Origin of the sequence: Pseudomonas oryzicola, from assembly GCF_014269185.2 — a bacterium.
Taxonomy (GTDB): domain Bacteria; phylum Pseudomonadota; class Gammaproteobacteria; order Pseudomonadales; family Pseudomonadaceae; genus Aquipseudomonas; species Aquipseudomonas oryzicola.
In genome coordinates this window covers 3,055,138-3,078,778 of record NZ_JABWRZ020000001.1, presented here as the reverse complement: position 1 = coordinate 3,078,778, position 23,641 = coordinate 3,055,138, and the positions used below count along the sequence as shown (strand labels likewise).

The following is a 23,641-nucleotide window of genomic DNA, read 5'->3' as shown; positions in this document are numbered from 1 at the left end:
AAAACAGCCTTGCCATTCAGAAGTTGAATACCGGGATGTCTACTGGCGTGAAATCGAATAGGGCCCTGTTCGACCTCGACCTGCTGCGTGCAATCGTGGTGGTGGCCGATTGTGGCAGTTTCACCACGGCTGCGGCCCGCCTGCACTCGACCCAATCGACCATCAGCCAGAAAGTGCGGCGCCTCGAAGACATGGTTGGCCATCGCCTGTTGGTGCGAGGCAATCGTGATGTGTTGCCGACCGACGCCGGGCAGACCTTGCTCGGCTATGCCCGGCACATGCTGGCCCTGAACGACCAGATGCTCGAAGCCCTGGCCGGGGCGATGGTGGGAGTGACCGTGCGCCTGGGGGTGCCCGAGGACTTCGTCGGCGGGCGTACCACCAACGCGCTGTCGGCATTCAGCAGGCGCAACCCGCAGGTAAAGCTGGAGGTGACCAGCGGCCTGTGCCGCGACCTCAGCCAGGCCTACGACAACGGGGAGCTCGACCTGGTGCTGCTCAAGCAGCGGCGCAACGCCCGCGAGGGCGTGGCTTGCTGGCCGGAGCGCCTGCAATGGATCGACAGCGCGCGCACGCCGGCCTTCGAGCTGGACCCGATCCCGCTGGTGACCTTCCCGCCCCGGGGCCTGTACCGCGACGATATGATCAACGCCATCGAGGGCATCGGCCGGCGCTGGCGCATCAGCTTCACCAGCTCCAGCCTCAGTGGTATCCAGGCCGCAGTGGCCGACGGCATGGGCATCAGCTTGCTGCCACCGCGGGCGGCGACCGGCGAGCACCGAGTGCTGGGGGCAGGCCAGGGACTGCCGGAGGTCGACAGCTACGAAATCGTCATCGTCCACCGGCCGACGGCGGATGTCATGGTCAAGGCCCTGGCCGAGGTGATGACGCAATTGTTGGCGGGTGGCGGCATCTGAGCGCTGCAGCTGCGGTAGCGGGGTTCGGTGACGTGTCGAATGCGGTGTCTTTCCCTTGGAACGATGGCTGCTGCCTCGATCGTTCCCACAAGGTAGGAGCGGGTTTCTGATTGATTCGCGGGGAATCTGGCTAAAGCCATCCAGGCTGGGCGAAACATAGGATCTGCTGCGCAACCCCCTTTGATCTCATTCCGGAGACCCTATGAAAAAGATTGCAATCATAACCCTGCTGGCCGCCGCAGGCCTGGTTCAGGTAGCCCATGGCAACGAGCCTGAGGATGCGGATACTGCTGTCAGCGAAACGACTGCAGCGTCTACCGAGCAGCCTGAAGCCCGTCGCCGGACCATCCGCAGCGTTGGCGTGCCAAGCACATCCTGCCCTGACGGCACTTACCCGACTGGAGCTGGCCATTGCAACCCGTCCTACGAGTTTGACTGAGGCCCAGGCGCCCTGGCGGACGGCCGTCCGCCAGGCATTCGCCGGGGCGCTTGCCTTCCGCGCAGAACGCCTCAAGGTTGACGCTCGGCTACCGCCCTCAGGGTTCTGAGGGTGACCACCGGCGCATCCACCACGAACCGATTAGCCAGCCAACCCGGCACATCCCCTGCCGGGTCGGCTTGCAACTGGTAGATCACCTCGGTTTCCCGTTTGCCGAGCGGCTTCATGATCCATTCGCCCGCCAAATGCTGCACGCGGACCAACCCGGGCTCCTCTGGCAAACGGCCCGGCTCGGCGCTGAGATGCCGCACCAGGGTACCGTCGTCAAGCCTCTCGGTGGTTACCTTCAGCACGATGTCGCGCGGCATCGTTGGCCACGGCAGGTCGGTGGTCAGGTAGACCCAGGTATCGGCACCGTTTACCTCCAGCAGGCGCATCTGGGCACAGGCATACAGCCATTTGCAGGCGACCCGCAGGTTCTCCTGCAGGTCGGTGAGCGTGCGCAGGCTGGCTTTCATGGTGCTGACACCGCGAAATTGCTGGTACGGCGAACCGGCGACACCACTCAGGTACACGCGAATGCCTTCGCGATCATAGGCCAGGTTCCAGTCATCGGCGGCCGGGGCGCGGGACCACAGCAGCAGGGCGGCGAGCAGCAGGCAGCGGTTCATGACAAGTACCGCGCGGGGACGAGGTTCCAGTATGCGCGGTCAAAAGAAAGCCCGCCAGATTGGCGGGCTCGTGTGCATCAGCCTGGGCTCAGCGCTTGGGGTTCAAGGTCAGGTGCACGTGGCGGTTCACGTCCTTGTACAGCAGGTAGCTGAACTTGCCTGGGCCACCGGCGTAACAGGCTTGCGGGCAGAAGGCGCGCAGCCACATGAAGTCGCCGGCTTCCACTTCGACCCAGTCCTGGTTCAGGCGGTACACCGCCTTGCCTTCGAGCACGTACAGGCCATGCTCCATCACGTGGGTTTCAGCAAACGGAATCACACCGCCCGGCTGGAAGGTGACGATGTTCACATGCATGTCATGACGCATGTCGGCCATGTCGACGAAGCGGGTGGTGACCCAGCGGCCTTCGGTGCCTGGCATTTCGATGACGGTGGCGTTGTCGCGGTGGGTCACGAAGGATTCCGGAACGTCCAGACCTTCGACTTTCTGGTAATGCTTGCGCAGCCAGTGGAAGGTGACGTTGGCCTTGCTGTTGTTGCGCAGGCTCCATTCGGCGCCAGGTGCCAGGAAGGCGTAGCCGCCCGGTACCAGGGTGTGGTGCTTGCCTTCGACGGTGATGTCCAGTTCGCCTTCGACGATGAACACCACGGCTTCGGCGTTCGGGTCCAGCTCAGGGCGCTCGCTGCCGCCTTCCGGGGCGACTTCGACGATGTACTGCGAGAAGGTCTCGGCAAAGCCGGTCAGCGGGCGGGCGATGACCCACATGCGCATCTTGTCCCAGAACGGCAGGTGGCTGGTGACGATGTCACGCATCACGCCCTTGGGGATGACGGCATAGGCTTCGGTGAACATGGCACGGTCAGTCAGCAGCTCGGTCTGAGCCGGGTGCCCACCGTGGGGGGCGAAGTAGGAATGGTTCGACATGGACGATCTCGACTTGTTGTTCTCTCCCCATGCCGTGAACCGCACCGGCCGGTGCGGCGCAGGGGATGTGGCGACAGAATAGGGGCGAGTGCGTGCCATCCACAAATTAAATGTTGGAATACCCGGTATTTGCCAGCTAAATGCAGACCTGACGGCCTGGGTGTGCTGTCGGCAAATGGGCACCCTGGCCGAACAGCTTGTGACGCAAGCTGCCCTCGGCGTAGCTCAGCGGGTAACGGCCACGGCGCTGCAACTCGGGCACCAGCAATTCGACTACCTGGGCGAGGTCGTCCGGTTGCACGGCATAGGTCAGGTTGAATCCGTCGATACCGGTCTGCTCCAGCCAGTCTTCCAGCTGGTCGGCGACCTCTCCAGCAGCGCCGACCAGCACCGGACCACGGCCACCCAGGCCGATGAACCCGGCCGCCTCGCGCACGCTCCAGCGACGGTTCGGGTCGGCGGCAGTAAAGGCGGCCAGGGCTGCGCGGCCGGCATCGTTCTCGACGTATTCGATCGGCGCATCGGGATCGAGGCCGGCGAAGTCGATGCCGGTCCAGCCCGACAGCAGCGCCAGGGCGGCGTCCAGGTCCACATAACGGCGGTATTCGGCGAAGCGTGCTTCGGCTTGTTCCCGGGTGGGCGCGACAATCACCAAGGCCTGGGCGTAGATAAGTACTGCGTCACGGTCACGCCCGGCGGCCTCGCGGGCCTGGCGGATGCCGTCGACGTAGCGGCGCAGCACGGTGGGTGTCGGCCCGCTGATGAACACGCATTCGGCGTGCCGTGCCGCGAACTGCTGGCCGCGTGTCGAGGCGCCGGCCTGGAACAGCACCGGCGTGCGTTGGGGAGACGGCTGGCACAGGTGCATGCCGGGCACCTGGAAATGCTCGCCGGCATGGTTGATAGGGCGTACCCGGGATGGCTCGATATACCGCCCGCTGTCACGCTCCAGCAGCACGGCGTCTTCGTCCCAGCTCTTTTCCCACAGTTTGTACAGCACCTGCAGGTATTCCTCCGCCAGGTCGTAGCGCTGGTCGTGGCCCAGTTGCTGCGCCAGGCCCAGGTTCCTCGCGGCGCTGTCGAGGTAGCCGGTGACGATGTTCCAGCCGACCCGGCCATTGCTCAGGTGATCGAGCGTGGACATGCGCCGGGCGAACGGGTAGGGGTGTTCGTAGGTGAGCGAAAAGGTAACGCCAAAACCCAGGTGTTCGGTAACCCCGGCCATGGCCGGCACCAGCAGCAGCGGGTCGTTGACCGGTACCTGCACGCCGCCGCGCAGGGCGGCTTCGGGGCCGCCCTGGTATACGTCGTAGATGCCCAGCACATCGGCAATGAACAGGGCGTCGAACAGGCCGCGTTCGAGCAGGCGGGCCAGGTCGGTCCAGTAGTCCAGGCGGTTGAAGGCCACACTGGTGTTGCGCGGGTGACGCCACAGGCCGGGCGACTGGTGGCTGGCGGCGTTCATGCTGAAGGCGTTGAAGCGGATCGGGCGGGGCATGCTGGAGGCTCCGTTCAAGGCAACACGGAAGCCGGGTAGACCGCGTCGGCCACCTGCAGCTTGCGCGGAATCAGGCCCAGGCCCTGGAAGGTATCGGCCAGCTTCTGCTGCTCGGCAACGATCTGCGGGGTGATCGCCACGGCGTTGTAGTTGCGGCGTTCGCTGGCCACTTGCAGAACGCTGGCGCTGATCCCCAGTTGGGGGGCCAGCAGCGCGGCGACTTCGCCAGGCTTGGCATTGGCCCACTGGCTGACCTTGCCCAGTTCGCTGAAGAAGGTTTTCAGCAGGTCGCGGTGCTGGTCGGCGAAGCTGGCGGTGGACAGGTAGAAGGTGCGGTTGTTGGACAGGCCGCTGCCATCGCGCAGGTTTTTCAGGCCTGGCTGGCTTTCTGCCGCAGCCAGGAACGGGTCCCACAGGGTCACGGCCTGGACGCTGCCTGATTGCAGGGCGGCCACGGCATCGGCGGCGTTGTTGACGTAGGCTGGGGTGATGTCACGGTAGCTGAGGCCGGCCTGCTCCAGGGCAACCGCGAGCAGGTACTGGGCATTCCAGCCGCGACCTGTGGCGACGCGCTTGCCCTTGAGGTCCTGGACGCTGGCCAGGTGGTCCTGCTCGCGCACCACCAGGCCGATGCCACGTGGGTAGGGTTGCTCGGCAGCCAGGTACACCACCGGCTTGCCTGCGGCCTGGGCGAACACCGAGGGGGCGTCGGCGGCATGGCCAAGGTCGATGGCGCCGGTGCTCAGCGCTTCGAGCAGTTGCGGGCCGGCGGCGAACTCATGCCAGCTGACGGTCACGCCTTGAGGTGCCAGGGCCTTCTCCAGGGCGCCGCTGCCCTTGAGGATGTTGATGCTGTTGAACTTCTGGTAGCCGATGCGCAGGGTCCTGGTGTCGTCGGCCAGGGCTTGCGACCAGGGCAACAGGGTGCTGACGACACTGGCCAGCAAGCCGCCGAGCAACAGGCGGCGCAAGGGAGAGAAAGCACGGGCGGGCATGGGCGTGGCTCCTTGGATCGGTTGGGAAGCGATGCAACCAGACTAAGGAGGTGGCGTTTGGCTTTCAATTTTTATATTCCATTTAATTAGATCATTTAGGCATGCCTATATCGTTTTGTTTTATGTCGATCGGTCCACGCCAGCGGGCACTCCATCAACAGCGTGCTTCCCTGCGTGGCCGCGCTCACGGATAATCCGCTCAATCCAATAAGCAGCTTGTGAGTGGGTATGAGTGATTCCGTAGTCAGCCTCGGCCAGCCTGAAATCGAAGGGGGGCGCAAGACGCGCAAGAACAACCCCGAGAAAACGCGTGAGGACATCCTTCAGGCCGCCATCAACGAGTTCGTCCAGCAAGGGCTGGCCGGTGCCCGGGTTGACGCCATCGCCGAGCGCACCGCCACCTCCAAGCGCATGATCTACTACTACTTCGGCAGCAAGGAACAGCTGTACTGCGAATGCCTGGTCAAGTTGTACGGGGATATTCGCAAGACCGAGCAAAGCCTGGACCTGGAGTCGCTGCCGGCCGAGCAGGCGATCCGCCGGCTGGTGGAGTTCACCTTTGATCACCACGACCGCAACGTCGATTTCGTGCGGATCATCTGTACCGAGAACATTCACTACGGCGAGTACGTGAAGCAGTCGCCGGTGATCCGCGAAATGAGCAGCCTGGTGCTCGAGGCCCTGGGCAATACCCTGCGCCGTGGTGTCGAGGAAGGTGTGTTCCGCGCCGGCATCGAGGTACTCGACCTGCACATGCTGATGAGCTCGTTCTGCTTCTACCGGGTGTCGAACCGCCATACCTTTGGCGAGATCTTCCAGATCGACCTGTCCGCTGACGAGGTCAAGCAGCGCCACAAAGCCATGATCTGTGATGCGGTGCTGCGGTACATCCGCGCCTGATCGGCATTGGTGAATAGCTGAGCGGGCCCGGTCACTCGCCCAGCCGCTGCTCACGCGACGGCGGGTAGCCGAAGTACGCCGCATAGCACTTGCTGAAGTGCGATACCGAGACGAAACCGCAGGCCACTGCCACCTCCATCACCGAGAGGTCGGAGTATTGCAGCAGGCGGCGGCTCTTGGTGATGCGCAACTCCATGTAGTAACGCCGCGGCGAGGTACCCAGCTGGGCCTGGAACAGACGGTCGATCTGCCGGCGCGAGCGCCCGCTGTAGGCGGCCAGCTGGTCGAGGCTGAGGGTTTCCTCGAGGTTGTTCTCCATCAGTTCGACGATGGTGCGCAGGTGCAGGCTCATGGATTTCTTCGCCCCCGGGCCAACCTGGCGGTAGCGGGCGCCGGAGAACGACAGGATCTCTTCCACGCCTTCGGCCAGGCCGTCGCCATACAGCCGGCGCACCAGGCCCAGCATCAGCTCCATGGCGCCATTGGGGCTGGCGGCACTGAGGCGGTCGCGATCGAGGGTGAAGCTGGCCGGGGTGATGCGCGTTTGCGGGCTGCGTTCGCACAGGCTGGCGCGCTGCTCAGGGTGGATACTGCAGCCATAGTCGTCCAGCACCCCGGCGCGGCCAAGGAACCAGGCACCGTTCCACAGGCCGCCCAAGGCCATGCCGTGGGCAGCGCAGTCACCCAGCAGGCGGTCCAGCTCGGGGTACTTCAGCGGTGTGCGCAAGCCGCCGCAGATAATCAGCAGGTCCAGTTCTTTCAGCGCCTCGGCAGCCACCTCGGTGGCCACCAGCTCCAGCCCCAGGTCGCTGAGCACACGGTCGCCATCCAGTGACAGCGGGGTGAAGCGGAAACTGTCGGCACGCAGCAGGTTGGCCGTGACCAGCACGTCCATGGCCACGGTGAAGCTGGCCATCGAGAAGTGTTCGAGCAATACGAAATCGACCCGGTAAGGGGCCTGGGCACTGGCGCTGGTGGACTTCAGCCTCAGCATGTTGCTGGTACTGGTCTTCTTGCTGAACTGGCGTGGCGTGGGCACTCTGGACTCCGCTTCCGGGCTGGCCTGGAGAGTGTGGCGGGCGGCCGTGAGAAAGACAATCTCGTGGGTGGCGCTGGCATATCGAGGTCGTGTTCAGACAAGCTGTCTGGCTTGGCCGGTTACCGTTATGCTGATGCTCCCGTCGCTGAGGATGCCTTTGATGAAATACGCCGCTGCCGTGTTGCTTTGCCTGATGCCATTGTTGGCCAATGCCCTGGAACCGGGTGAAAAGCTCGCACCGTGGACCTTGCTCGACCAATACGACCAGGCCTACAGCCTCGATGCCGGTACGCATATCCTGCTGGTGGCGCGCGATATGGACGGTGCCAGGCTGGTCAAGGCGGCGCTGGCCGAACAGCCCACGGGCTACCTGGAAGCGCGTGATGCGGTATTCGTCGCCGACATCCAGCGCATGCCGGCGCTGATCAGCAAGCTGTTCGCCATTCCCGCCATGCGTGACTACCACTACCGCGTGCTGCTTGACCGTGATGGGCGGGTAGCCAGCCGTTATCCCGGGCAGGACGGCCAGGTGCAGTGGCTGCAGCTGGAGCAGGGCAAACTGGTGAGCCAGCAGGCGTTTGCCGATGCGGCGGCGTTGAAGGCGGCGCTGGACAATGCACCCCGCCACTGAAACCGGCCTGGGGCGGCCTTGTTGTCGGTGAGCCCGGACAAATCAATCTGAACCCCTGGCGTCCTCCGGAACCCAAATGCATTACATGCCATTGGGAGGATGCTCATGGAAATCGGAACGATCTGGTTCATCGTCGCCATTCTGGTGATCGTGCTGGAAATCTGGGCCATCTGGCACATCATCGGCAGCGACCGGCGCGCCGAGCGCAAGATGCTGTGGATTGTCTTCGTGGTGTACGCGCCATTCCCCGGTCTGTTGTTCTGGGCCTGGCGTGGGCCGCGGGCGGTGAAGGGCAGGGCGGTACTGGAGGAAAAATAAGCTGATCGGCATCAGGCGCGGGGGCGCCTGATGCCATGCCGTACTAGCGGATATCAATGCGGATGGCCGGGCCCAGGCCACTCACCATCAAGCTGCCATAGAACTTGACGCTCGACAGTACATGCAAGCGCTTCAGCTCGGCATGGATCCGCTCGCGGACCACCCGCTCCGCTTCCCTGGCTCGATCATCCGTCGTTGTGCTTTCGAGCTGCACCAGGCCCAGCAGGGTGGTCTCGATATGCTCCACGGTGTCCAGGCCCAGGTTTTCCCGCAGGTGATGGCGCGCCTGGGCTGCATCCGGCTCATCCCGCTCAGGGTCACGTGGCTTGATGGTGTAGGCGAGTTGAAAGTCGTGTTTGCTCATGGTTTTTCCTTGTTGCGTGCAGGCCTCCGTGCCGGGGCATGCACTCTAGCGCGTAGCCGCCATCGCGCATACATACGCGTGGTTCACAGGCGGCTGTGCCCTGTGCGAAACATCCTACGCATCGCCCTTGACCTCGAGTTAACTCGAGGTCCGATACTGCGTCACGCTTTCAACCGATCGAGGACTGACCGTGACCCATTCAAGCGCGTTCCAACTGAGCAATCCCGAAGGCCTGTACGACCCCAGCGACAATGCCTATTCCCATGTCGCCGAGGTCCGGGCCGGCAGCCATCTGCTGTTCATCGCCGGCCAGGGCGGGGAAGACCGCAACGGGCAGCTGTCGCCGCTGTTTGCCGAGCAGGCACGCCAGGCGCTGGCCAACCTGGAGGTGGCCCTGGCCTCGAAAGGGGCCAAGCTGGCCCAGGTATTCAAACTGACGCTGTTGATCGTCGACCACTCCGAAACGCGCCTGCGAGAGTGGGTCGCCGAGGCTGACAAGGCTTGGGGCCCGCACCTGAAGCCGACCTGCACGTTGATACCGGTAGCGAGGCTGGCGCTGGACGGCATGTTGGTGGAGATCGAAGCGGTCGCGGCGCAGTAGAGCCCAGGTTGCGCTGGTGGCGGCAAAGGCACGGGCTGTTGTATATCGGTGCTGGTCATATCAGCATGGTCGCCATAACAATAATTCCTTCTCAGAGGTGACCACACCATGAGTACCGGCACCACCACGCTCTACCAACGCAAGGCGCGGCCCTGGTTGTGGCCCGCACTGTTCAGCCTGGTGGCCTTTGCAGCCAACTCGGTGTTCTGTCGCCTGGCGCTTAAGGACGGCGCCATCGACCCGGCATCCTTCACCGTGGTGCGCCTGGCCAGTGGCGCACTGTTCCTGCTTGTGTTGATACGCTTGCGCAAGCCCGCGTTAGCCATGGGAGGCAGCTGGCGGGGTGGCCTGGCCTTGTTCCTCTATGCGTTCCTGTTTTCTGCGGCGTACCTGCAACTGGGCGCCGGTGCCGGTGCATTGCTGCTGTTCGGGGCGGTGCAGATCACCATGTTCGGTTTTGCCTGGTACACAGGTGAACGCATCACTGCGCGGATGTTGCTGGGCATGCTGATTGCGTTTGCCGGCCTTTTGCTGCTGCTGTTGCCCGGCACTGCAGCGCCACCCTTGGCCAGTGCCTTGCTGATGGCCGCGTCCGGCGTGTCCTGGGGGGTGTACTCGCTGCTGGGCAAAGGCTCGCCCAGGCCGCTGGCGGATACCGCTGGCAATTTTGTTCGGAGCTTGCCGTGCCTGGTACTGCTGGCGCCGATGCTGTTGCTGGACGCCGGCCTGCATCTGACCCCGCTCGGCCTGTTATATGCCCTGGGCTCTGGCGTCCTGGCATCGGGTGCGGGTTATGCCGTGTGGTACAGCGTGGTCAGGCAGATCAGCGCACAGCAGGCGGCAACCTTGCAGCTCAGCGTGCCAGTGATCGCCGCACTGGGTGGGGTCACCCTGATCGGTGAAACGTTGTCTTTGCGCTTGCTGCTGGCGTGCGTCGTTGTGCTGGGCGGTATAGCCCTGGCGTTGATGCAGAAACGCTAGGCTCTGTGTGCAAAGCCTTGATACTCGGTGATGCTGCGTTGAAAACAGCCTCGGAATGCTCATTTACAACCCGTAAACTCCGCTTCCTCGGCTGTTTTCGCCTTGCCTGACCTTCGTCTCAAGACTTTTCACACAGAGCCTAGAAGAACCTGCGTTGCGCCTTGAGCGTGACCATGCTGTCGCAATAGGTGTTGCTGCCGGAGTACGCATCGCAACCACTACCACTGAGGTCGGAGTCGCTGTAGATCAGGTCCAGGTCAATGCCAAGCCAGGGCCGGGAAAACGCCAGCGACCAGTCGGAAAAGCCGGTCACCTGGCTGCCATCGCCAAGGGTGAAGGGTTTGCCCAGGCGGTGATGGGCGAGCTTGGCGGTAACGTCGACGCCGAGCAGCGGCAATTGACCGAAGTCAGCGAACAGCGTGCCGGTGCGATGATCAGGGGTATCGCGCAGCGCACCACCGAAACGGCTGCCCAGTACCGACACCCCACCGTACAGGGCATAACTGTCGGGGCCGGCGATGTTCGGCTGGCTATACTGGATCAATCCGACCTCGTAGCCCAGGCTGCTGTCGAAGCGGTGCTTGTAGCCCAGGTAGCTGTCCAGGCGCAGGGTGGAATCAGGAGATAGGCCCATGCTCGGGGCGTATTGGCCGAGGTACCAGCCGCTGGGGTGGCTGAAGTCGAGACCGCCGTGGAACGCACCGATGGCACCGGGCGAGATCAGCCCTTGGGCCATGCTGCGTGAGGGGGTAGTGCCGAGCGTGAAGTCGAAGTCGCCCAGTTCGCGTTTGATCTGTTGGGCCAGCAGCACAGGGCAGAACAGCAGTGCCGCACCCAGCAACAGAAGGGGCCTGGTCATGGTCTCCGTCCTGGAAGGCTTGCGGTTGAGCGGTAAAGCATACCGGTGCAGGTGCGCGGAGGGAACCTTTGGCTGGTCCGTTCAGCCTTTGCTCGAACCGCCGCTGTCGGCGGCTTCGGTGACCACCGGCAGGCTGCCGGCACGCTGGATCACCCGCCGTTGCTGCTCGTAATCGTCCAGCGACAGGCCACGCCGTTGCAGCGCCTCGAGTTGCAGTTGGCGGGTTTCTTCGGCGCTGTAGGGGCGCAGTTCGGGGTGGTTGGCACAGCCGCTGGCGCTGGCGATCGCAACAGTGGCAAGGGTGGCGGACAGCAGGCGGGCCAGGGTGTTCATCGGGCAGCTCCAGGGACCGGTGTGGGGAAGGTCAAGTCGATGAAGTCAGGGTATTCGGCCAGGCCATCGGGCAGAAATTGCCATTCTCGATAGTGACTATCGATGGTTCCTGCGGAACCGGGAGGGCGTGATGGGGCAAGACGAGCAACCGCGCAAATGGGGTGTGCTGGAGCCGATTGACCGGATTACCGAAGTGATCTTCGGGCTGTTGATGGCCATGACCTTCATCGGCTCGCTGAGCGTGGCCACTGCGGGGCGCGAAGATGCCCGACTGATGCTGATTGCCGCGTTCGGCTGCAACCTGGCCTGGGGCCTGGCCGATGCGGTCATCTACCTGCTGCGCACCTGGACCGAGCGTACCCGTAGCCGTACGCTGCTGGCCCGCATGCAGGCCAGCGAGGGCAGCCAGGGGCGCAGCCTGATTGCCGCTGCGTTACCGGCGCGCATCAGCCTGGCACTGGACGAGGACGGGCTCGAAGTGCTGCGCCAACGCATGCTGCGCGATGCCGCCCGCCCCATACCGGCACGCCTGGGCCTGGATGATTTCAAGGCCGCCCTGGCCACGTTCCTGCTGGTGGTATTGGCGACGTTCCCGGTGGTGATCCCATTCTTGCTGATCGATACCACCGCCACGGCCATCCGCGTATCGCATCTGGTGGCCCTGGCCATGCTGTACCTGGCGGGCTGGCTGCTGGCACGTTATTCCGGTGGTCGCACCCAGTTGACCGGTGTGGTCCTGGCGGCTGTCGGGGCGGCGTTGATCCTGGCGATCATTGCCCTGGGCGGTTGAGGCGCCTTCACCCACTTCCTGAGCGGGGTTGCGGCACCTGCACTCCACGGCACCCTTGGTGCACGAAAAGTTTGCGCCCGCGCATCTGGCCAAAAGCATGGCCGTTGCTACCCTTAACCCACGCAGTCCGACCTCACGGAGAGAAGCGATGCGCATGCCATTGTCAGCGGTGTTGTCGGTAGCCTTGTATCTGATCGCGATGCCTGGCCTGGCATCGGCAGAAGACGTGCCAGCCCCGAACCCGGCACCGCAAGCCGAGACGGTGGTGGCCAAGGACCCGGTGTTCACCGAGGAACAACTGGACCAGATGCTCGCGCCCATCGCCCTGTACCCCGATGCCTTGCTGGCTCAGGTGCTGATGGCATCCACCTACCCGGGGCAGGTCAGCGAAGCGGTGACCTGGTCCAAGGCCAACCCCAAGGCCTCCGGCGACGATGCGGTCAAGAAAGTGGCGAACCAGCCCTGGGACCCGAGCGTACAAGCCTTGGTCGCCTTCCCCCAGGTGCTGGCCACGCTGGGCCAGGACCCGGTCTGGGTGCAACGCCTGGGTGACGCCTTCCTCGCTCAGCCCGACGATGTCATGGGCGGCGTGCAGCGCCTGCGCCACCAGGCCCAGGCCGCTGGCAACCTGCAGAGCAACCAGTACCAGAACGTGACTGTGCAGGCCGCCCCGGCGCCAGCTCCAACCGCCAGTGGAGGCACGACCCAGGTAGTCGCGGCCAGTAGCCCGCCTACCACCATCGTCATCGAGCCGGCCGACCCGCAAGTGGTGTACGTGCCCAGTTATAACCCGACCACTACCTATGGCACCTGGGCCTACCCGGCCTCGCCGCCGCCCTATTACCCGCCGCCGCCCATGTATTACCCCGGTTCTGCGCTGGTTGCCGGCCTGGCCTTTGGTACCGGCGTGGCGATCGTCGCCTCGTTGTGGGGCGACTGCGACTGGGACAACAACGACATCGATATCGACGTCAACCGCTACAACAACATCAATGCCAACAACCGCATCGGCAACAACCAGAACAAATGGCAGCACAATGCCGCCAACCGCGACGGTGTGCCTTACCGCGATGCCCGTAGCCGCCAGCAGTATGGCCGTCAGCTCGACGGTGCCAGCCAGCGCACCGCCTTCCGCGGTGACGATGCCCAGCGCGCCCAGGCCCGTGACAAGGCCCGCGCGTCCATGGACCGGGCCGGCATCGAACGGCCAGCCACCAGCAACCGCCAGGCTCGCCAGCAGATGCGCGAGGCACAAGCAGGCAATACGGTCGGCAACCGCATGCAACCGCGTGACGACAACAGCAGGGTAGCTGAGCGCCGCCAGGAGGCCCGCAGCACCCAGGCCCGCCAGCAGAACAACCAGGTGACCCCGCGCAGGCAGGGTGAAGGCCAGGCGCGGCAGCTTGCGCAGAGCCGGCCCGGCAGCAGCGCCGGTCGGGCCCGCAACAATGCCTTTGATGGCGTACGTGCACCGTCGCGCACCAGTATGCAGGCCAGCCGTGGTCGCACCAGCCAGTCGTTCGCCCAGCGGCCGAGCGCGTCGCGAGCCGCCGGGCATACGATTTCTCGGCCCAGTGCGCCTGTACGCCGCAGCGGAGGTGGCCGTCGATGAACCGTCAATCGATAGCGGCACTGGCAATCGCGGCCGGCATGCTCTGGTCAACCGTGGTTGCTGCGCAGGAAGCCTTCCCGACACCGGAAAAGGCCGTGGAAGCCTTCGTCGCGGCGCTCGGCCAGGCGCAACCCGACGAAGCCCGCCTGGCCGAGTTGCTGGGCGATGACTGGCGTATCTACATACCGCGCGGGGGTGTGCAGCGCGCTGACGTGGACACCTTCCTGGAACAATATCGCGCCCGGCACAGTATCGACATGTCAGGTGAGGGCAAGGCCATCCTCGCGGTCGGCAGCGAGCACTGGACCCTGCCCATTCCGCTTACCCGAGGCAGCCAGGGCTGGCGTTTCGACCTCAAGGCCGGCAGTGCCGAGATCCGCGCCCGGCGCATCGGCCGCAACGAGCTGGGGGCCATGCAGTCGCTACTGGCCTACCACGACGCGCAAATGGACTATGCCTCCCAGGACCATAATGGTGACGGCGCGCTGGAATACGCGCAGAAGATCTTCAGCGAGCCCGGCAAGCATGACGGGTTGTATTGGGATGATGACGGTGACGGGCAAGTCAGCCCATTGGGCCCGCTGTTTGGCCAGGACGTGATCGGCGACGCGTGGTATGGCTACCATTTCCGCATCCTCGACGGCCAAGGCCCATCCGCCCCCGGTGGCGCCTACAGCTACCTGATCGGCAACCACATGAGCCGCGGCTTTGCCATGGTCGCCTGGCCGGCGAAGTACGACGACAGCGGGGTGATGAGCTTCATGATCAGCCATGACGGCGAGGTGTTCGAAAAGGACCTCGGGCCGCACGGTGACCACCTGGCCAGGCAGATGAAACGCTTCGACCCGGATGACAGCTGGAAGGTGGTGGAGGTGCCGGCGGGGGATTGAGTGCTCGAGTCCCGTGATGGTTCAGGGTGCGGTTCGCGATTCCAGGTCCATGCCGGCTGGCCAGGTAACCTTGGGGGCCAGGCGCAATGCGATTTCACACCACAGCAGATCGTTGTGGTCCTTGGGTTCGCCGGGAAGCGGCAAGGCGGACGGGCCTTTCTGCATGTACGTGCAGATATAGGCCCAGGCGTACTGGTCGGCGCCCATCGTCACCAGAGGGAAACGGTCGATCACATTGTTTGTGCCGGGCGCGACGATGGAAAGTGTGACACCCCATTTGAAAATGACCCCATTTGGCAGGGGACTGGCCTGGGACCAGCGCTCGGCGCGTACTTGCGACCAGTCGTAACTGACCGGAACGACCTTGCCTTTGTCGAACGGATTCCACCATTGGTGTTTGAAGTTGTAGGCGTAGATTTTCTGGCGGGCTCGGTTGAAACGGATGGGGAGATCCCTGGGTGGGGCAAGATCAGCACGGAACAGGATAATGATGCTCATGAGTACAATGCGTACATGAACACTAGCAGGAGGACACTCTCAAGAATTGTTGGGTCCGTATGGTTGATCATCCAAGGGAGATCGCTCAAGACCCAGATAAAATGGCGATGTGGATGGTCTTGCTGATGCTCATGAGGAGTTCCTTTCCAGTGATCTGACGCAATGGCCAGAACACTAGCGAGGAACGCCTTCGCCGGGGAGCAATGGGCTTCCTAAAACGTTGTAGGAATCTTCGGTTTAACGCCCTTGAATGCAAAAAAAATGAGGCATGCCATTGCTGGCATGCCTCATTGTTCAAACCGCCGAGGCGCTTCAGGCGACTTTGACGATCCAGCCTGCCGGTGCTTCGATATCACCGCTCTGGATGCCGGTCAGCTCGTTGTAGAGCTTCTGGGTAACCGGGCCGACCTTTTCCAGGTCATGGAACACGTGCAGCTTGCCGTTGTACTCGATGCCGCCGATCGGGGTAATCACCGCAGCAGTACCGCAGGCGCCGGCTTCGACGAAACGGTCCAGCTTGTTGATTTCGACATCGCCTTCGATCACGGTCAGGCCCAGGCGCGATTGCGCCAGTTCCATCAGCGACAGGCGGGTGATGCCTGGCAGCACCGAGGCCGATTTCGGTGTGACGAACTCGTTGTTGGCGGTGATGCCGAAGAAGTTGGCCGAACCGACTTCCTCGATCTTGGTGTGGGTCAGCGGGTCGAGGTAGATGGCATCGGCGAAGTTGGCCTTCTTCGCTTCGGCACCCGGCTGCAGGCTGGCGGCGTAGTTGCCACCGACCTTGGCCGCGCCAGTGCCTTGCGGGGCCGCGCGGTCGAAGCTGGAAATCTGGAAGTTGTGCGGCTTCATGCCGCCCTTGAAGTACGAGCCCACCGGGATGGCGAAGATCGAGAAGATGAACTCGGGGGCGGTGCGCACGCCAATATTGTCACCGGTGCCGATCACGAACGGGCGCAGGTAGAGGGCGCCTTTGCCGTGTGGCGGGACGAACTTCTCGTTGGCCTTGACCACTTGCTTGCACGCCTCGATGAACACATCGGTCGGCACCTGCGGCATCAACAGGCGGGCGCAGCTGCGTTGCATGCGCGCGGCGTTCTGGTCCGGGCGGAACAGGTTGATCGAGCCGTCCTTGCAGCGGTAGGCCTTCAGGCCTTCGAAGCATTGCTGGCCGTAGTGCAGGGCCGTGGAGCCTTCACTGATGTGCAGCACGTTGTCTTCGGTCAGGGTGCCTTTGTCCCACTCGCCATTGCGCCATACGGACAGGTAGCGTTTGTCGGTCTTGATGTAGTCGAAACCCAGCTTGTCCCAATTAATGCTTTCGTTGCTCATGACACCCTCATTGTCTTGCAAGTGCCCAATCACTCGGGCTGCTGTTATATGCGCACCACGCCACCATAATACATCCGCGGCAGATCGGGAACGGCCAGTCACGAAACTCCCTGCTGACCGGAGGTCCTTCAGCGCCCGGTCTCCCGGCGCTGAACATATCGAGGCAAGCCCCAGCGGCAATGGTTGACCACCCGCCAACCACTGCGTAGCCTTGCCACTTCGAGGTTCTTCGGCGAGGCCGAAGCTAAGACGGGAACGCGGTACAAGCCGCGGCTGCCCCCGCAACTGTAAGCACCGACAACGGATCGACACAGCCACTGCGCCAGCGCGCGGGAAGGCGTCATCCTGCCAGCCTGCCGCATTGGCGAGCAGCTGGAACGGTGCGAGCCAGGAGACCTGCCTCGTCACGTTTTCGACTTTCAACCGGGCGGGGTGATCCGGTGGCGAACAAGCCCGGCCGGCCTGGCCTGCGGGCTGTCGTCCTGCATGCCCGCGCCATTCTGCCAAGGGCACCGCGACATGAAAACACTGGCCAAGCTCCCCGTCACCATCGTCACCGGCTTCCTCGGCTCGGGCAAGACCACCTTGCTGCGCCACATGCTCGACAACGCCCAGGGCCGCCGCATCGCGGTAATCGTCAACGAGTTCGGCGAACTGGGCATCGACGGTGAAATCCTCAAGCAGTGCAGCATCGGTTGCACCGAGGAAGAAGCCAGCGGTCGGGTCTACGAACTGGCCAACGGCTGCCTGTGCTGTACCGTGCAGGAAGAGTTCTTCCCGGTGATGCGCGAGTTGGTGGCACGCCGTGGCGACCTGGACCATATCCTCATCGAAACCAGCGGCCTGGCGCTGCCCAAACCGCTGGTGCAAGCCTTCCAGTGGCCGGAAATCCGCAATGCTTGCACAGTCGACGCGGTGATCACTGTGGTCGACAGCCCTGCGGTGGCCGCCGGCACCTTCGCCGCCTACCCGGACCAGGTCGATGCCCAGCGCAAGCTCGACCCCAACCTGGACCACGAGTCGCCACTGCACGAACTGTTCGCCGACCAGTTGGCCAGCGCCGACCTGGTGGTGCTGAACAAGGCCGACCTGATCGACGCCGAAGGCCTGGCCAAGGTCCGCACCGAGGTGGCCGAAGAACTGCCTCCGGCGGTCAAGGTTGTCGAGGCCAGCAGCGGCAAGCTGCCGCTGGAGGTGCTGCTGGGTGTGGGCGCCGAGTCCGAGGCGCACATCGATGGCCGCCGTACCCACCATGATTCCCACCATGACGGTGATGACCATGACGATCATGACCACGACGCCTTCGACTCCATCTCAATCGACCTGCCCGAAGCCGACGAAAGCCTGCTGCTCGATGCCCTGACCCAGCTGGTGGTGGAGTTCGGCATCCTGCGCGCCAAAGGCTTCGCTGCCATCCCGGGCAAACCGATGCGCCTGCTGGTGCAAGGCGTGGGTACCCGTTTCGACAAGCACTTCGACCGCGCCTGGCGCGCCGACGAGCCGCGCATCACCCGCCTGGTGCTGATTGGCCAGGACCTCGACGCCGCCCAGCTGGAAGCGCGCCTGCGCCAGGCACTGGGCGCCTGACCCATGCACCTGCTGCGGACCCAGCCCGGCGGCTTCGTGCCGGATGACAGCATTGCCGACCTCGGCCAGACGCCCGCCGAGCTGGTGATTCTCTGCAGCGGCGATTCGCACCTGGCATTGCTCGCCGATACTGCCGAGCAATTGCCCGAGGATTACCCCAGCCTGCGCCTGGCCAACCCGATGCAGGTACAGAACCATGCCTCGGTCGACCTGTACGTCGACCAGGTACTGCGCCATGCCAAGGTCATCCTGGTGTCGCTGCACGGTGGCGTCGGTTACTGGCGCTATGGCGTCGAGCAACTGGTCGAACTGGCCGGCCGTGGCGTGCAACTGATCCTGGTGCCGGGCGACGACCGCCCGGACCCGGAGCTGACCAGCCTGGGCAGTGTCAGCGGCGAGCAGGCCGAGCGCCTCTGGCACTACTTGCGCCAGGGCGGCAAGGCCAATGCCATCAACCTGTTCAACTGCCTGGCCAGCCAGTGGCTGGGCCGCGACTATGCCTGGGACGAGCCGCAGCCTTTGCCGCGCACCGCCGTGTATCACCCGGCCAAGGGCAGCGCCACGCTGGAGGACTGGTACCCGCAGTGGCATCCCGAACAGCCGGTGGCGCCACTGCTGTTCTACCGCTCGCACCTGCAGGCGGCCAACACCGCGTTCATCGATGTGTTCTGCCAGCGCCTGCAGGCCGCCGGGCTCAACCCGTTGCCGATCGCCGTGGCCAGCCTCAAGGAAAGCGCCTGCCTGGAGCAGGTCGAAGCCTGGCTGGACGAGGTGGGTGCCGAAGTGCTGGTCAACACCACCGGCTTTGCCCTGTCCAGCCCCGAACGCCCCAACCTGCGCCCGTTCCGGCGCGACATCCCGGTGCTGCAGGCCATCTGTGCGCAAGACAACCAGCCCGGCTGGGAAGCCAGCGAGCAGGGCCTGGGGGCGCGTGACCTGGCCATGCACATCGCCTTGCCCGAGCTGGACGGGCGCATCATCACCCGCCCGGTCAGTTTCAAGGACATGGCCTGGCGCAGCGAGCGCAGCCAGTCCGACGTGGTCTGCTACCGCGCCCACCCCGAGCGCATGGACTTTGTCGCCGAACTGGCACGCCGCTGGGTCGAACTGGCGCGCCTGCCGAATGCGCAAAAGCGCGTGGCCCTGGTGCTGGCCAACTACCCGACCCGGGATGGCCGCATTGGCAACGGCGTTGGCCTGGACACGCCAGCGGCCGCGCTGAACATCCTCAAGGCCCTGCAGGCCGAAGGCTATCCGCTGGCCGACTTGCCGGGCAGCGGCACGCAACTGATCCACCAGTTGCTTGGCGGCGTGACCAACGACCTCGACCATCTGGACCTACGCCCCTGCGCGCAGAGCCTGAGCCTGGCCGACTACCAGGCTGCCTTCGAGCGCCTGCCAGAGGCCAACCGCCAGGCCGTGCTGGAACGCTGGGGGCCGCCGCAGCAGGACCCGATGTACCGCAGTGGCCGGCTGATGGTGGCCGGCCTGCGCTTTGGCTTGACCTTCGTCGGCATTCAGCCGGCGCGGGGCTACCAGGTGGACCCCAGCGCGGTGTACCACGACCCGGACCTGGTGCCGCCGCACGGCTACCTGGCGTTTCACTTCTGGCTGCGCCATGCCTTTGCCGCCGACGCGGTGATCCACGTCGGCAAGCACGGCAACCTCGAATGGCTGCCCGGCAAGGGCGTCGGGTTGTCGGCGCAGTGCTGGCCGGACGCCTTGCTCGGCCCGCTGCCGAACATCTACCCGTTCATCGTCAACGACCCGGGCGAGGGTGCCCAGGCCAAGCGCCGCACCCAGGCAGTGATCATCGACCACCTGATGCCGCCGCTGACCCGTGCCGAAACCTATGGCCCGTTGCGCCACCTGGAGCAATTGGCCGACGAGTTCTACGAAGCGCAGCTGCTCGACCCGCGGCGCGCCCGCGAGCTGCAGCGCGACATTCTCGAACTGGTCAAGGCCAACCACATCGACCGCGAACTGCAGCTGGAAGGCCAACTGGACGATGCTGCCGTGTGGCTGCCGCGCCTGGACACCTACCTGTGTGACCTGAAGGAATCGCAGATTCGCGATGGCCTGCATGTGTTCGGCCAGTCCCCGGAAGGCCGGCTGCGCCTGGATACCCTGCTGGCGCTGTTGCGGGTCGAGCGTGGTGACGGTCGCGGCGGCAATGCCAGCCTGCTGCGTGCCCTGGCCAAGGTGCTGGTGCCGGGTTTCGACCCGCTCGATTGCGAACTCGGGCAGCCGTGGCAGGGCGCACGCCCTGAGCAGTTGCAGGCCATGAGCAGCGAGCCCTGGCGCACCTGTGGCGATACCCGCGAACGCCTCGAACTGTTGGCGCTGCAGGTAATCGACCAGGCGCTGGGCGGCACCGCACAGTTACCTGCCCTGAGTGAATGGCAACCAGTCCACGACGTGGTGCAGGCCCTGCGTGAAGCGGTGGCACCCAGCCTGGACGCCTGCGGTAACGCCGAAATCAGCGGCCTGCTGGCTGCGCTGGCAGGGCGTTTCGTGCCTGCCGGACCCAGTGGTGCACCTAGCCGCGGACGCCTCGATGTGCTGCCCACCGGTCGCAACTTCTATACCGTGGATGTGCGCAACCTGCCCACCACCACCGCCTGGCGCCTGGGCTTCGCCTCGGCCAACCTGATCCTCGAACGCCACCTGCAGGACCACGGCGACCATCTGCGTCAGCTCGGCCTGTCGGTATGGGGCACGGCGACCATGCGCACCGGCGGCGACGACATCGCCCAGGCCATGGCGTTGATGGGCGTACGCCCGGTATGGGCCAGCGGCAGCCAGCGCGTCGACGATTTCGAAATCCTGCCGTTGAGCCTGCTCGACCGTCCGCGGGTGGACGTGACCTTGCGCGTTTCCGGGTTTTTCCGCGATGCCTTCGGCAACCTTATCCGCCTGTTCGATGCCGCTGTGCAGGCAGTCGCTGCACTGGATGAGCCGGACGATCTCAACCCCTTGGCTGCCCGTGTGCGCAGCGAGCGTGCCGCGCTGCAGGCGCAAGGGCTGGATGCCGAGCAGGCCGCGCGCCAGGCCGGTTGGCGGGTGTTCGGCGCCAAACCCGGGGCCTACGGCGCCGGAGTACAGAACGCCATCGACGGGCGCCTGTGGCACAGCCGCGACGACCTGGCCGAGGTCTACCTCAACCATGGTGGCTATGCCTACGGCGGCAGCGACGACGGGACACCGGCCCGCGCCCAGTTCGCCGAGCGGCTGGCCAGGGTGCAGGCGGTATTGCAGAACCAGGACAACCACGAGCACGACCTGCTCGATTCCAACGACTATTACCAGTTCCAGGGCGGCATGCTGGCGGCGTCGGAAACCTTGTCCGCTACGGCCGTGGCCAGCTATCACGGCGACCACAGCCAGGCCGACCGACCACGCATCCGTACCCTCAAGGAAGAGCTGAACCGGGTGATCCGCGCCCGTGCGCTCAACCCGAAGTGGATCGACGGGGTCAAGCGCCATGGCTACAAGGGCGCGTTCGAGATGGCGGCGACGGTCGACAACCTGTTTGCCTTCGATGCCACCACGCATCTGATCGACGATCATCATTACCAGTCGCTGGCCGATGCCTATGTGCTCGATCCGGCGACTCGCGACTTCATGCGCGAGCACAACCCCGAGGCCTTGCGCGACCTTACCGAGCGCCTGCTGGAGGCCCAGCAGCGGGGCCTGTGGCAGGCGCCGGGCGATTACCGCGAAGCCCTCGAGGAGCAACTGCTCGACGGCGAGGAACAGGCTTGAAATGAGTGAACCCGTGCAATTTCCGCTGGCAGCCGTAGTCGGTGCCGATGACCTCAAGCTGGCGCTGTGCCTGACGGCCATCGACCCGAAGATCGGCGGAGTGCTGATCGAGGGGCCGCGTGGCATGGCCAAGAGCACCCTGGCCCGTGGCCTTGCCGACCTGCTGGGGGAGGGGCCGTTCGTTACCCTGCCTCTGGGGGCCAGCGAGGAACGGCTGGTCGGCACGCTCGACCTGGATGCCGCGCTCGGGCAGGGCAAGGCGCAGTTCTCCCCGGGCGTGCTGGCCCAGGCCGATGGTGGCGTGTTGTATGTCGACGAGGTCAACCTGCTGCCCGACACCCTGGTCGACCTGTTGCTCGACGTGGCGGCCAGCGGTACCAACCGGGTCGAGCGTGACGGCATTTCGCACCGGCACAGTGCCCGCTTCGTATTGATCGGCACCATGAACCCGGAGGAAGGCGAGCTGCGCCCGCAACTGCTCGACCGCTTCGGCCTGAACGTGGCCCTCGAAGGCTTGCCCGAGCCCGCGGCGCGTCAACAGATCATTCGTCGCCGCCTGGCGTTCGACAGCGACCCGCAGGCGTTCTGCGCGCAATGGGCCCAGGCCCAGGCGCAATTGCGCGAACGCTGCCAGGCCGCCCGCCACGCCCTGGCCGCCATCGCCCTGGACGACCAGGCGCTGGCCTGGATCACCGAGCGCTGCTATGCCGCCGGGGTCGATGGCCTGCGCGCCGACCTGGTCTGGCTGCGGGCTGCGCGCGCGCACTGCGCCTGGCGCGGCGGTGCAGCCATCGAAGAGGCCGATATCGAGGCGGTGGCCGAGTTCGCCCTGCGCCATCGTCGCCGGGTTGCACCCCAGGCCAACCCGCCTTCGACGCCGTCGCAGGCTCAACAGCAGCCTGTGCCGCAGGGTCCCCGCGCCCCGGGCGAGCAGGCCGGGCAGGGCGACTGGGGGGCATTGCCGGCGCAGCCAGTCGCCAGCGGCGCCCGCCGCGAGGTGCCGAACTGGGCAAAAAAGCCCTGAGCATCCCCCAGCCAACTGCCAAGGGGTCGGATGCCAAAGCAGGCGCAGGCAAGCAGGACGGCACCCGCGCAGGCCGTGCGCGCATTGCCACCACCGGTCGGGTGGCCTGGCTGCCGACCTTGCTCAAGGGCCGGCCACGGCTGCGCCAGGACCTGTGCTGGCAGCTGCGCCAGGCCAGGCCTGCCGAGTTGTGGTTAGTCATCGTCGATGCCTCGGCCTCGACCCGGCGTCACCAGGCGTTGACGCAAACCAAGGGGCTGCTGGCGACACTGTTCGACCAGGCGTACCGCCAGCGCGCCAGGCTGGCCCTGCTGACTGCCAGCGGGCGCACGCCGCAGTGGCAACGTCACGGCCTGAAGGCTTCGGCCGCCTTGCAGCCGTGGCTGCACGCCTTGGGTGCCGGTGGCGGAACGCCGTTGCTTGCCGCACTGGAACAGGCCCGGCATTGGCTCCAGGTACGGCAACGCGCCCACCCGCAGGAAGCGTTGCGTTGCCTGGTGTTTACCGATGGCCGCCTGCAGCATTGCAATGGTGTACAGCCGATGCCGTGCACCACGTTGCTGGTGGATATGGAAATGGCGCCGGTGCGCCTGGGGCGCGCGCAGCGTCTGGCGGAACAACTGCAAGCGGATTATCAGCACTTGCAACAGTTCAAGATCCGGGACTGAAAAG

Annotated in this window: 24 protein-coding genes and 1 riboswitch; of the genes, 14 read left to right on the top strand and 10 right to left on the bottom strand. The window is 64.8% G+C overall.

Translation table 11 applies throughout. The features are described from left to right. Window positions 1-35 precede the first annotated feature (35 nt). Together HU760_RS14185 and HU760_RS14180 are read left to right on the top strand one after the other, a co-directional pair. On the top strand, window positions 36-917 hold the full coding sequence (locus tag HU760_RS14185) for a LysR substrate-binding domain-containing protein (protein WP_170030193.1): 882 nt from the start codon (window positions 36-38) through the stop codon (window positions 915-917). A 202-nt stretch (window positions 918-1,119) separates the two neighbouring features. Next, complete coding sequence (locus tag HU760_RS14180) at window positions 1,120-1,356, top strand: hypothetical protein (protein ID WP_186676636.1); 237 nt, start codon at window positions 1,120-1,122, stop codon at window positions 1,354-1,356. Window positions 1,357-1,427: 71 nt separating this feature from the next. On the opposite strand, the gene HU760_RS14175 is transcribed toward HU760_RS14180, so the two are convergent. From HU760_RS14175 to HU760_RS14160, 4 genes are all read right to left on the bottom strand, one after another. Further along, window positions 1,428-2,027, bottom strand: a complete 600-nt coding sequence (locus HU760_RS14175; RefSeq protein ID WP_186676638.1) for an START domain-containing protein — start codon at window positions 2,025-2,027, stop codon at window positions 1,428-1,430. 88 nt (window positions 2,028-2,115) lie between these two features. Then, the gene (locus HU760_RS14170) at window positions 2,116-2,952 is read right to left on the bottom strand and encodes a bifunctional allantoicase/(S)-ureidoglycine aminohydrolase (RefSeq protein WP_170030190.1); all 837 of its coding nucleotides are present in this window, start codon (window positions 2,950-2,952) and stop codon (window positions 2,116-2,118) included. A 136-nt stretch (window positions 2,953-3,088) separates the two neighbouring features. Beyond that, window positions 3,089-4,450 (bottom strand): LLM class flavin-dependent oxidoreductase, encoded by a 1,362-nt coding sequence (locus HU760_RS14165; RefSeq protein WP_186676640.1) that lies wholly within the window; start codon window positions 4,448-4,450, stop codon window positions 3,089-3,091. Between the two features lie 14 nt (window positions 4,451-4,464). Further along, the gene (locus HU760_RS14160) at window positions 4,465-5,445 is read right to left on the bottom strand and encodes an aliphatic sulfonate ABC transporter substrate-binding protein (protein WP_170030188.1); all 981 of its coding nucleotides are present in this window, start codon (window positions 5,443-5,445) and stop codon (window positions 4,465-4,467) included. 228 nt (window positions 5,446-5,673) lie between these two features. On the opposite strand from HU760_RS14160, the gene HU760_RS14155 reads away from it, so the two are divergent. Continuing rightward, complete coding sequence (locus HU760_RS14155; protein ID WP_186676642.1) at window positions 5,674-6,345, top strand: TetR/AcrR family transcriptional regulator; 672 nt, start codon at window positions 5,674-5,676, stop codon at window positions 6,343-6,345. 31 nt (window positions 6,346-6,376) lie between these two features. On the opposite strand, the gene HU760_RS14150 is transcribed toward HU760_RS14155, so the two are convergent. Next, window positions 6,377-7,384: a GlxA family transcriptional regulator gene (locus tag HU760_RS14150; RefSeq protein WP_186676648.1), complete on the bottom strand. Its 1,008-nt coding sequence runs from the start codon at window positions 7,382-7,384 to the stop codon at window positions 6,377-6,379. A gap of 160 nt (window positions 7,385-7,544) precedes the next feature. Between HU760_RS14150 and HU760_RS14145 the strand changes: the two genes are divergently transcribed. Continuing rightward, entirely contained in the window at window positions 7,545-8,015 is a 471-nt protein-coding gene (locus HU760_RS14145) for an FAD/FMN-containing dehydrogenase (RefSeq protein WP_186676651.1), read from the top strand. Window positions 8,016-8,120: 105 nt separating this feature from the next. Next, window positions 8,121-8,333, top strand: coding sequence for a PLDc N-terminal domain-containing protein (locus HU760_RS14140; protein ID WP_186676653.1), 213 nt, complete (start codon window positions 8,121-8,123; stop codon window positions 8,331-8,333). A 43-nt stretch (window positions 8,334-8,376) separates the two neighbouring features. Here HU760_RS14140 and HU760_RS14135 read toward each other — a convergent pair whose 3' ends face one another. Next, the gene (locus HU760_RS14135; RefSeq protein ID WP_186676655.1) at window positions 8,377-8,697 is read right to left on the bottom strand and encodes a hypothetical protein; all 321 of its coding nucleotides are present in this window, start codon (window positions 8,695-8,697) and stop codon (window positions 8,377-8,379) included. A gap of 190 nt (window positions 8,698-8,887) precedes the next feature. Between HU760_RS14135 and HU760_RS14130 the strand changes: the two genes are divergently transcribed. Both HU760_RS14130 and HU760_RS14125 read left to right on the top strand, forming a co-directional pair. Beyond that, window positions 8,888-9,298, top strand: a complete 411-nt coding sequence (locus HU760_RS14130; RefSeq protein ID WP_186676657.1) for a RidA family protein — start codon at window positions 8,888-8,890, stop codon at window positions 9,296-9,298. A 108-nt stretch (window positions 9,299-9,406) separates the two neighbouring features. Beyond that, window positions 9,407-10,279: a DMT family transporter gene (locus HU760_RS14125; RefSeq protein ID WP_186676659.1), complete on the top strand. Its 873-nt coding sequence runs from the start codon at window positions 9,407-9,409 to the stop codon at window positions 10,277-10,279. A gap of 139 nt (window positions 10,280-10,418) precedes the next feature. Here HU760_RS14125 and HU760_RS14120 read toward each other — a convergent pair whose 3' ends face one another. Beyond that, window positions 10,419-11,138 (bottom strand): TorF family putative porin, encoded by a 720-nt coding sequence (locus HU760_RS14120; protein ID WP_186676661.1) that lies wholly within the window; start codon window positions 11,136-11,138, stop codon window positions 10,419-10,421. 81 nt (window positions 11,139-11,219) lie between these two features. After that, window positions 11,220-11,471, bottom strand: coding sequence for a hypothetical protein (locus HU760_RS14115; protein ID WP_186676664.1), 252 nt, complete (start codon window positions 11,469-11,471; stop codon window positions 11,220-11,222). 130 nt (window positions 11,472-11,601) lie between these two features. Between HU760_RS14115 and HU760_RS14110 the strand changes: the two genes are divergently transcribed. The 3 genes from HU760_RS14110 to HU760_RS14100 all read left to right on the top strand — a co-directional run bounded on the left by HU760_RS14110 (window position 11,602) and on the right by HU760_RS14100 (window position 14,763). Further along, window positions 11,602-12,261 (top strand): VIT1/CCC1 transporter family protein, encoded by a 660-nt coding sequence (locus tag HU760_RS14110; protein WP_186676667.1) that lies wholly within the window; start codon window positions 11,602-11,604, stop codon window positions 12,259-12,261. Window positions 12,262-12,409: 148 nt separating this feature from the next. After that, entirely contained in the window at window positions 12,410-13,873 is a 1,464-nt protein-coding gene (locus tag HU760_RS14105; protein WP_186676670.1) for a DUF3300 domain-containing protein, read from the top strand. Next, a complete protein-coding gene (locus HU760_RS14100) occupies window positions 13,870-14,763 on the top strand; it encodes a DUF2950 domain-containing protein (RefSeq protein WP_186676673.1) in 894 nt (297 codons plus the stop codon). Before HU760_RS14105 ends, HU760_RS14100 begins: the two co-directional genes overlap by 4 nt. A 21-nt stretch (window positions 14,764-14,784) precedes the next feature. Here HU760_RS14100 and HU760_RS14095 read toward each other — a convergent pair whose 3' ends face one another. Continuing rightward, entirely contained in the window at window positions 14,785-15,261 is a 477-nt protein-coding gene (locus tag HU760_RS14095; RefSeq protein WP_186676676.1) for a DUF6708 domain-containing protein, read from the bottom strand. A 312-nt stretch (window positions 15,262-15,573) separates the two neighbouring features. Next, a complete protein-coding gene (locus HU760_RS14090; protein WP_087501753.1) occupies window positions 15,574-16,593 on the bottom strand; it encodes a branched-chain amino acid aminotransferase in 1,020 nt (339 codons plus the stop codon). Between the two features lie 205 nt (window positions 16,594-16,798). Then, window positions 16,799-17,011: riboswitch (cobalamin riboswitch) on the top strand. A gap of 101 nt (window positions 17,012-17,112) precedes the next feature. Between HU760_RS14090 and cobW the strand changes: the two genes are divergently transcribed. From cobW to HU760_RS14070, 4 genes are all read left to right on the top strand, one after another. Next, entirely contained in the window at window positions 17,113-18,180 is a 1,068-nt protein-coding gene (gene cobW / locus HU760_RS14085; RefSeq protein WP_186676679.1) for a cobalamin biosynthesis protein CobW, read from the top strand. 3 nt (window positions 18,181-18,183) lie between these two features. Beyond that, a complete protein-coding gene (gene cobN, locus HU760_RS14080; RefSeq protein ID WP_186676682.1) occupies window positions 18,184-21,945 on the top strand; it encodes a cobaltochelatase subunit CobN in 3,762 nt (1,253 codons plus the stop codon). A 1-nt stretch (window position 21,946) separates the two neighbouring features. Further along, complete coding sequence (locus tag HU760_RS14075) at window positions 21,947-22,969, top strand: magnesium chelatase ATPase subunit I (protein ID WP_186676685.1); 1,023 nt, start codon at window positions 21,947-21,949, stop codon at window positions 22,967-22,969. Between the two features lie 101 nt (window positions 22,970-23,070). Then, window positions 23,071-23,637, top strand: a complete 567-nt coding sequence (locus HU760_RS14070; protein ID WP_186676688.1) for a vWA domain-containing protein — start codon at window positions 23,071-23,073, stop codon at window positions 23,635-23,637. The last annotated feature ends 4 nt before the right edge of the window (window positions 23,638-23,641 follow it).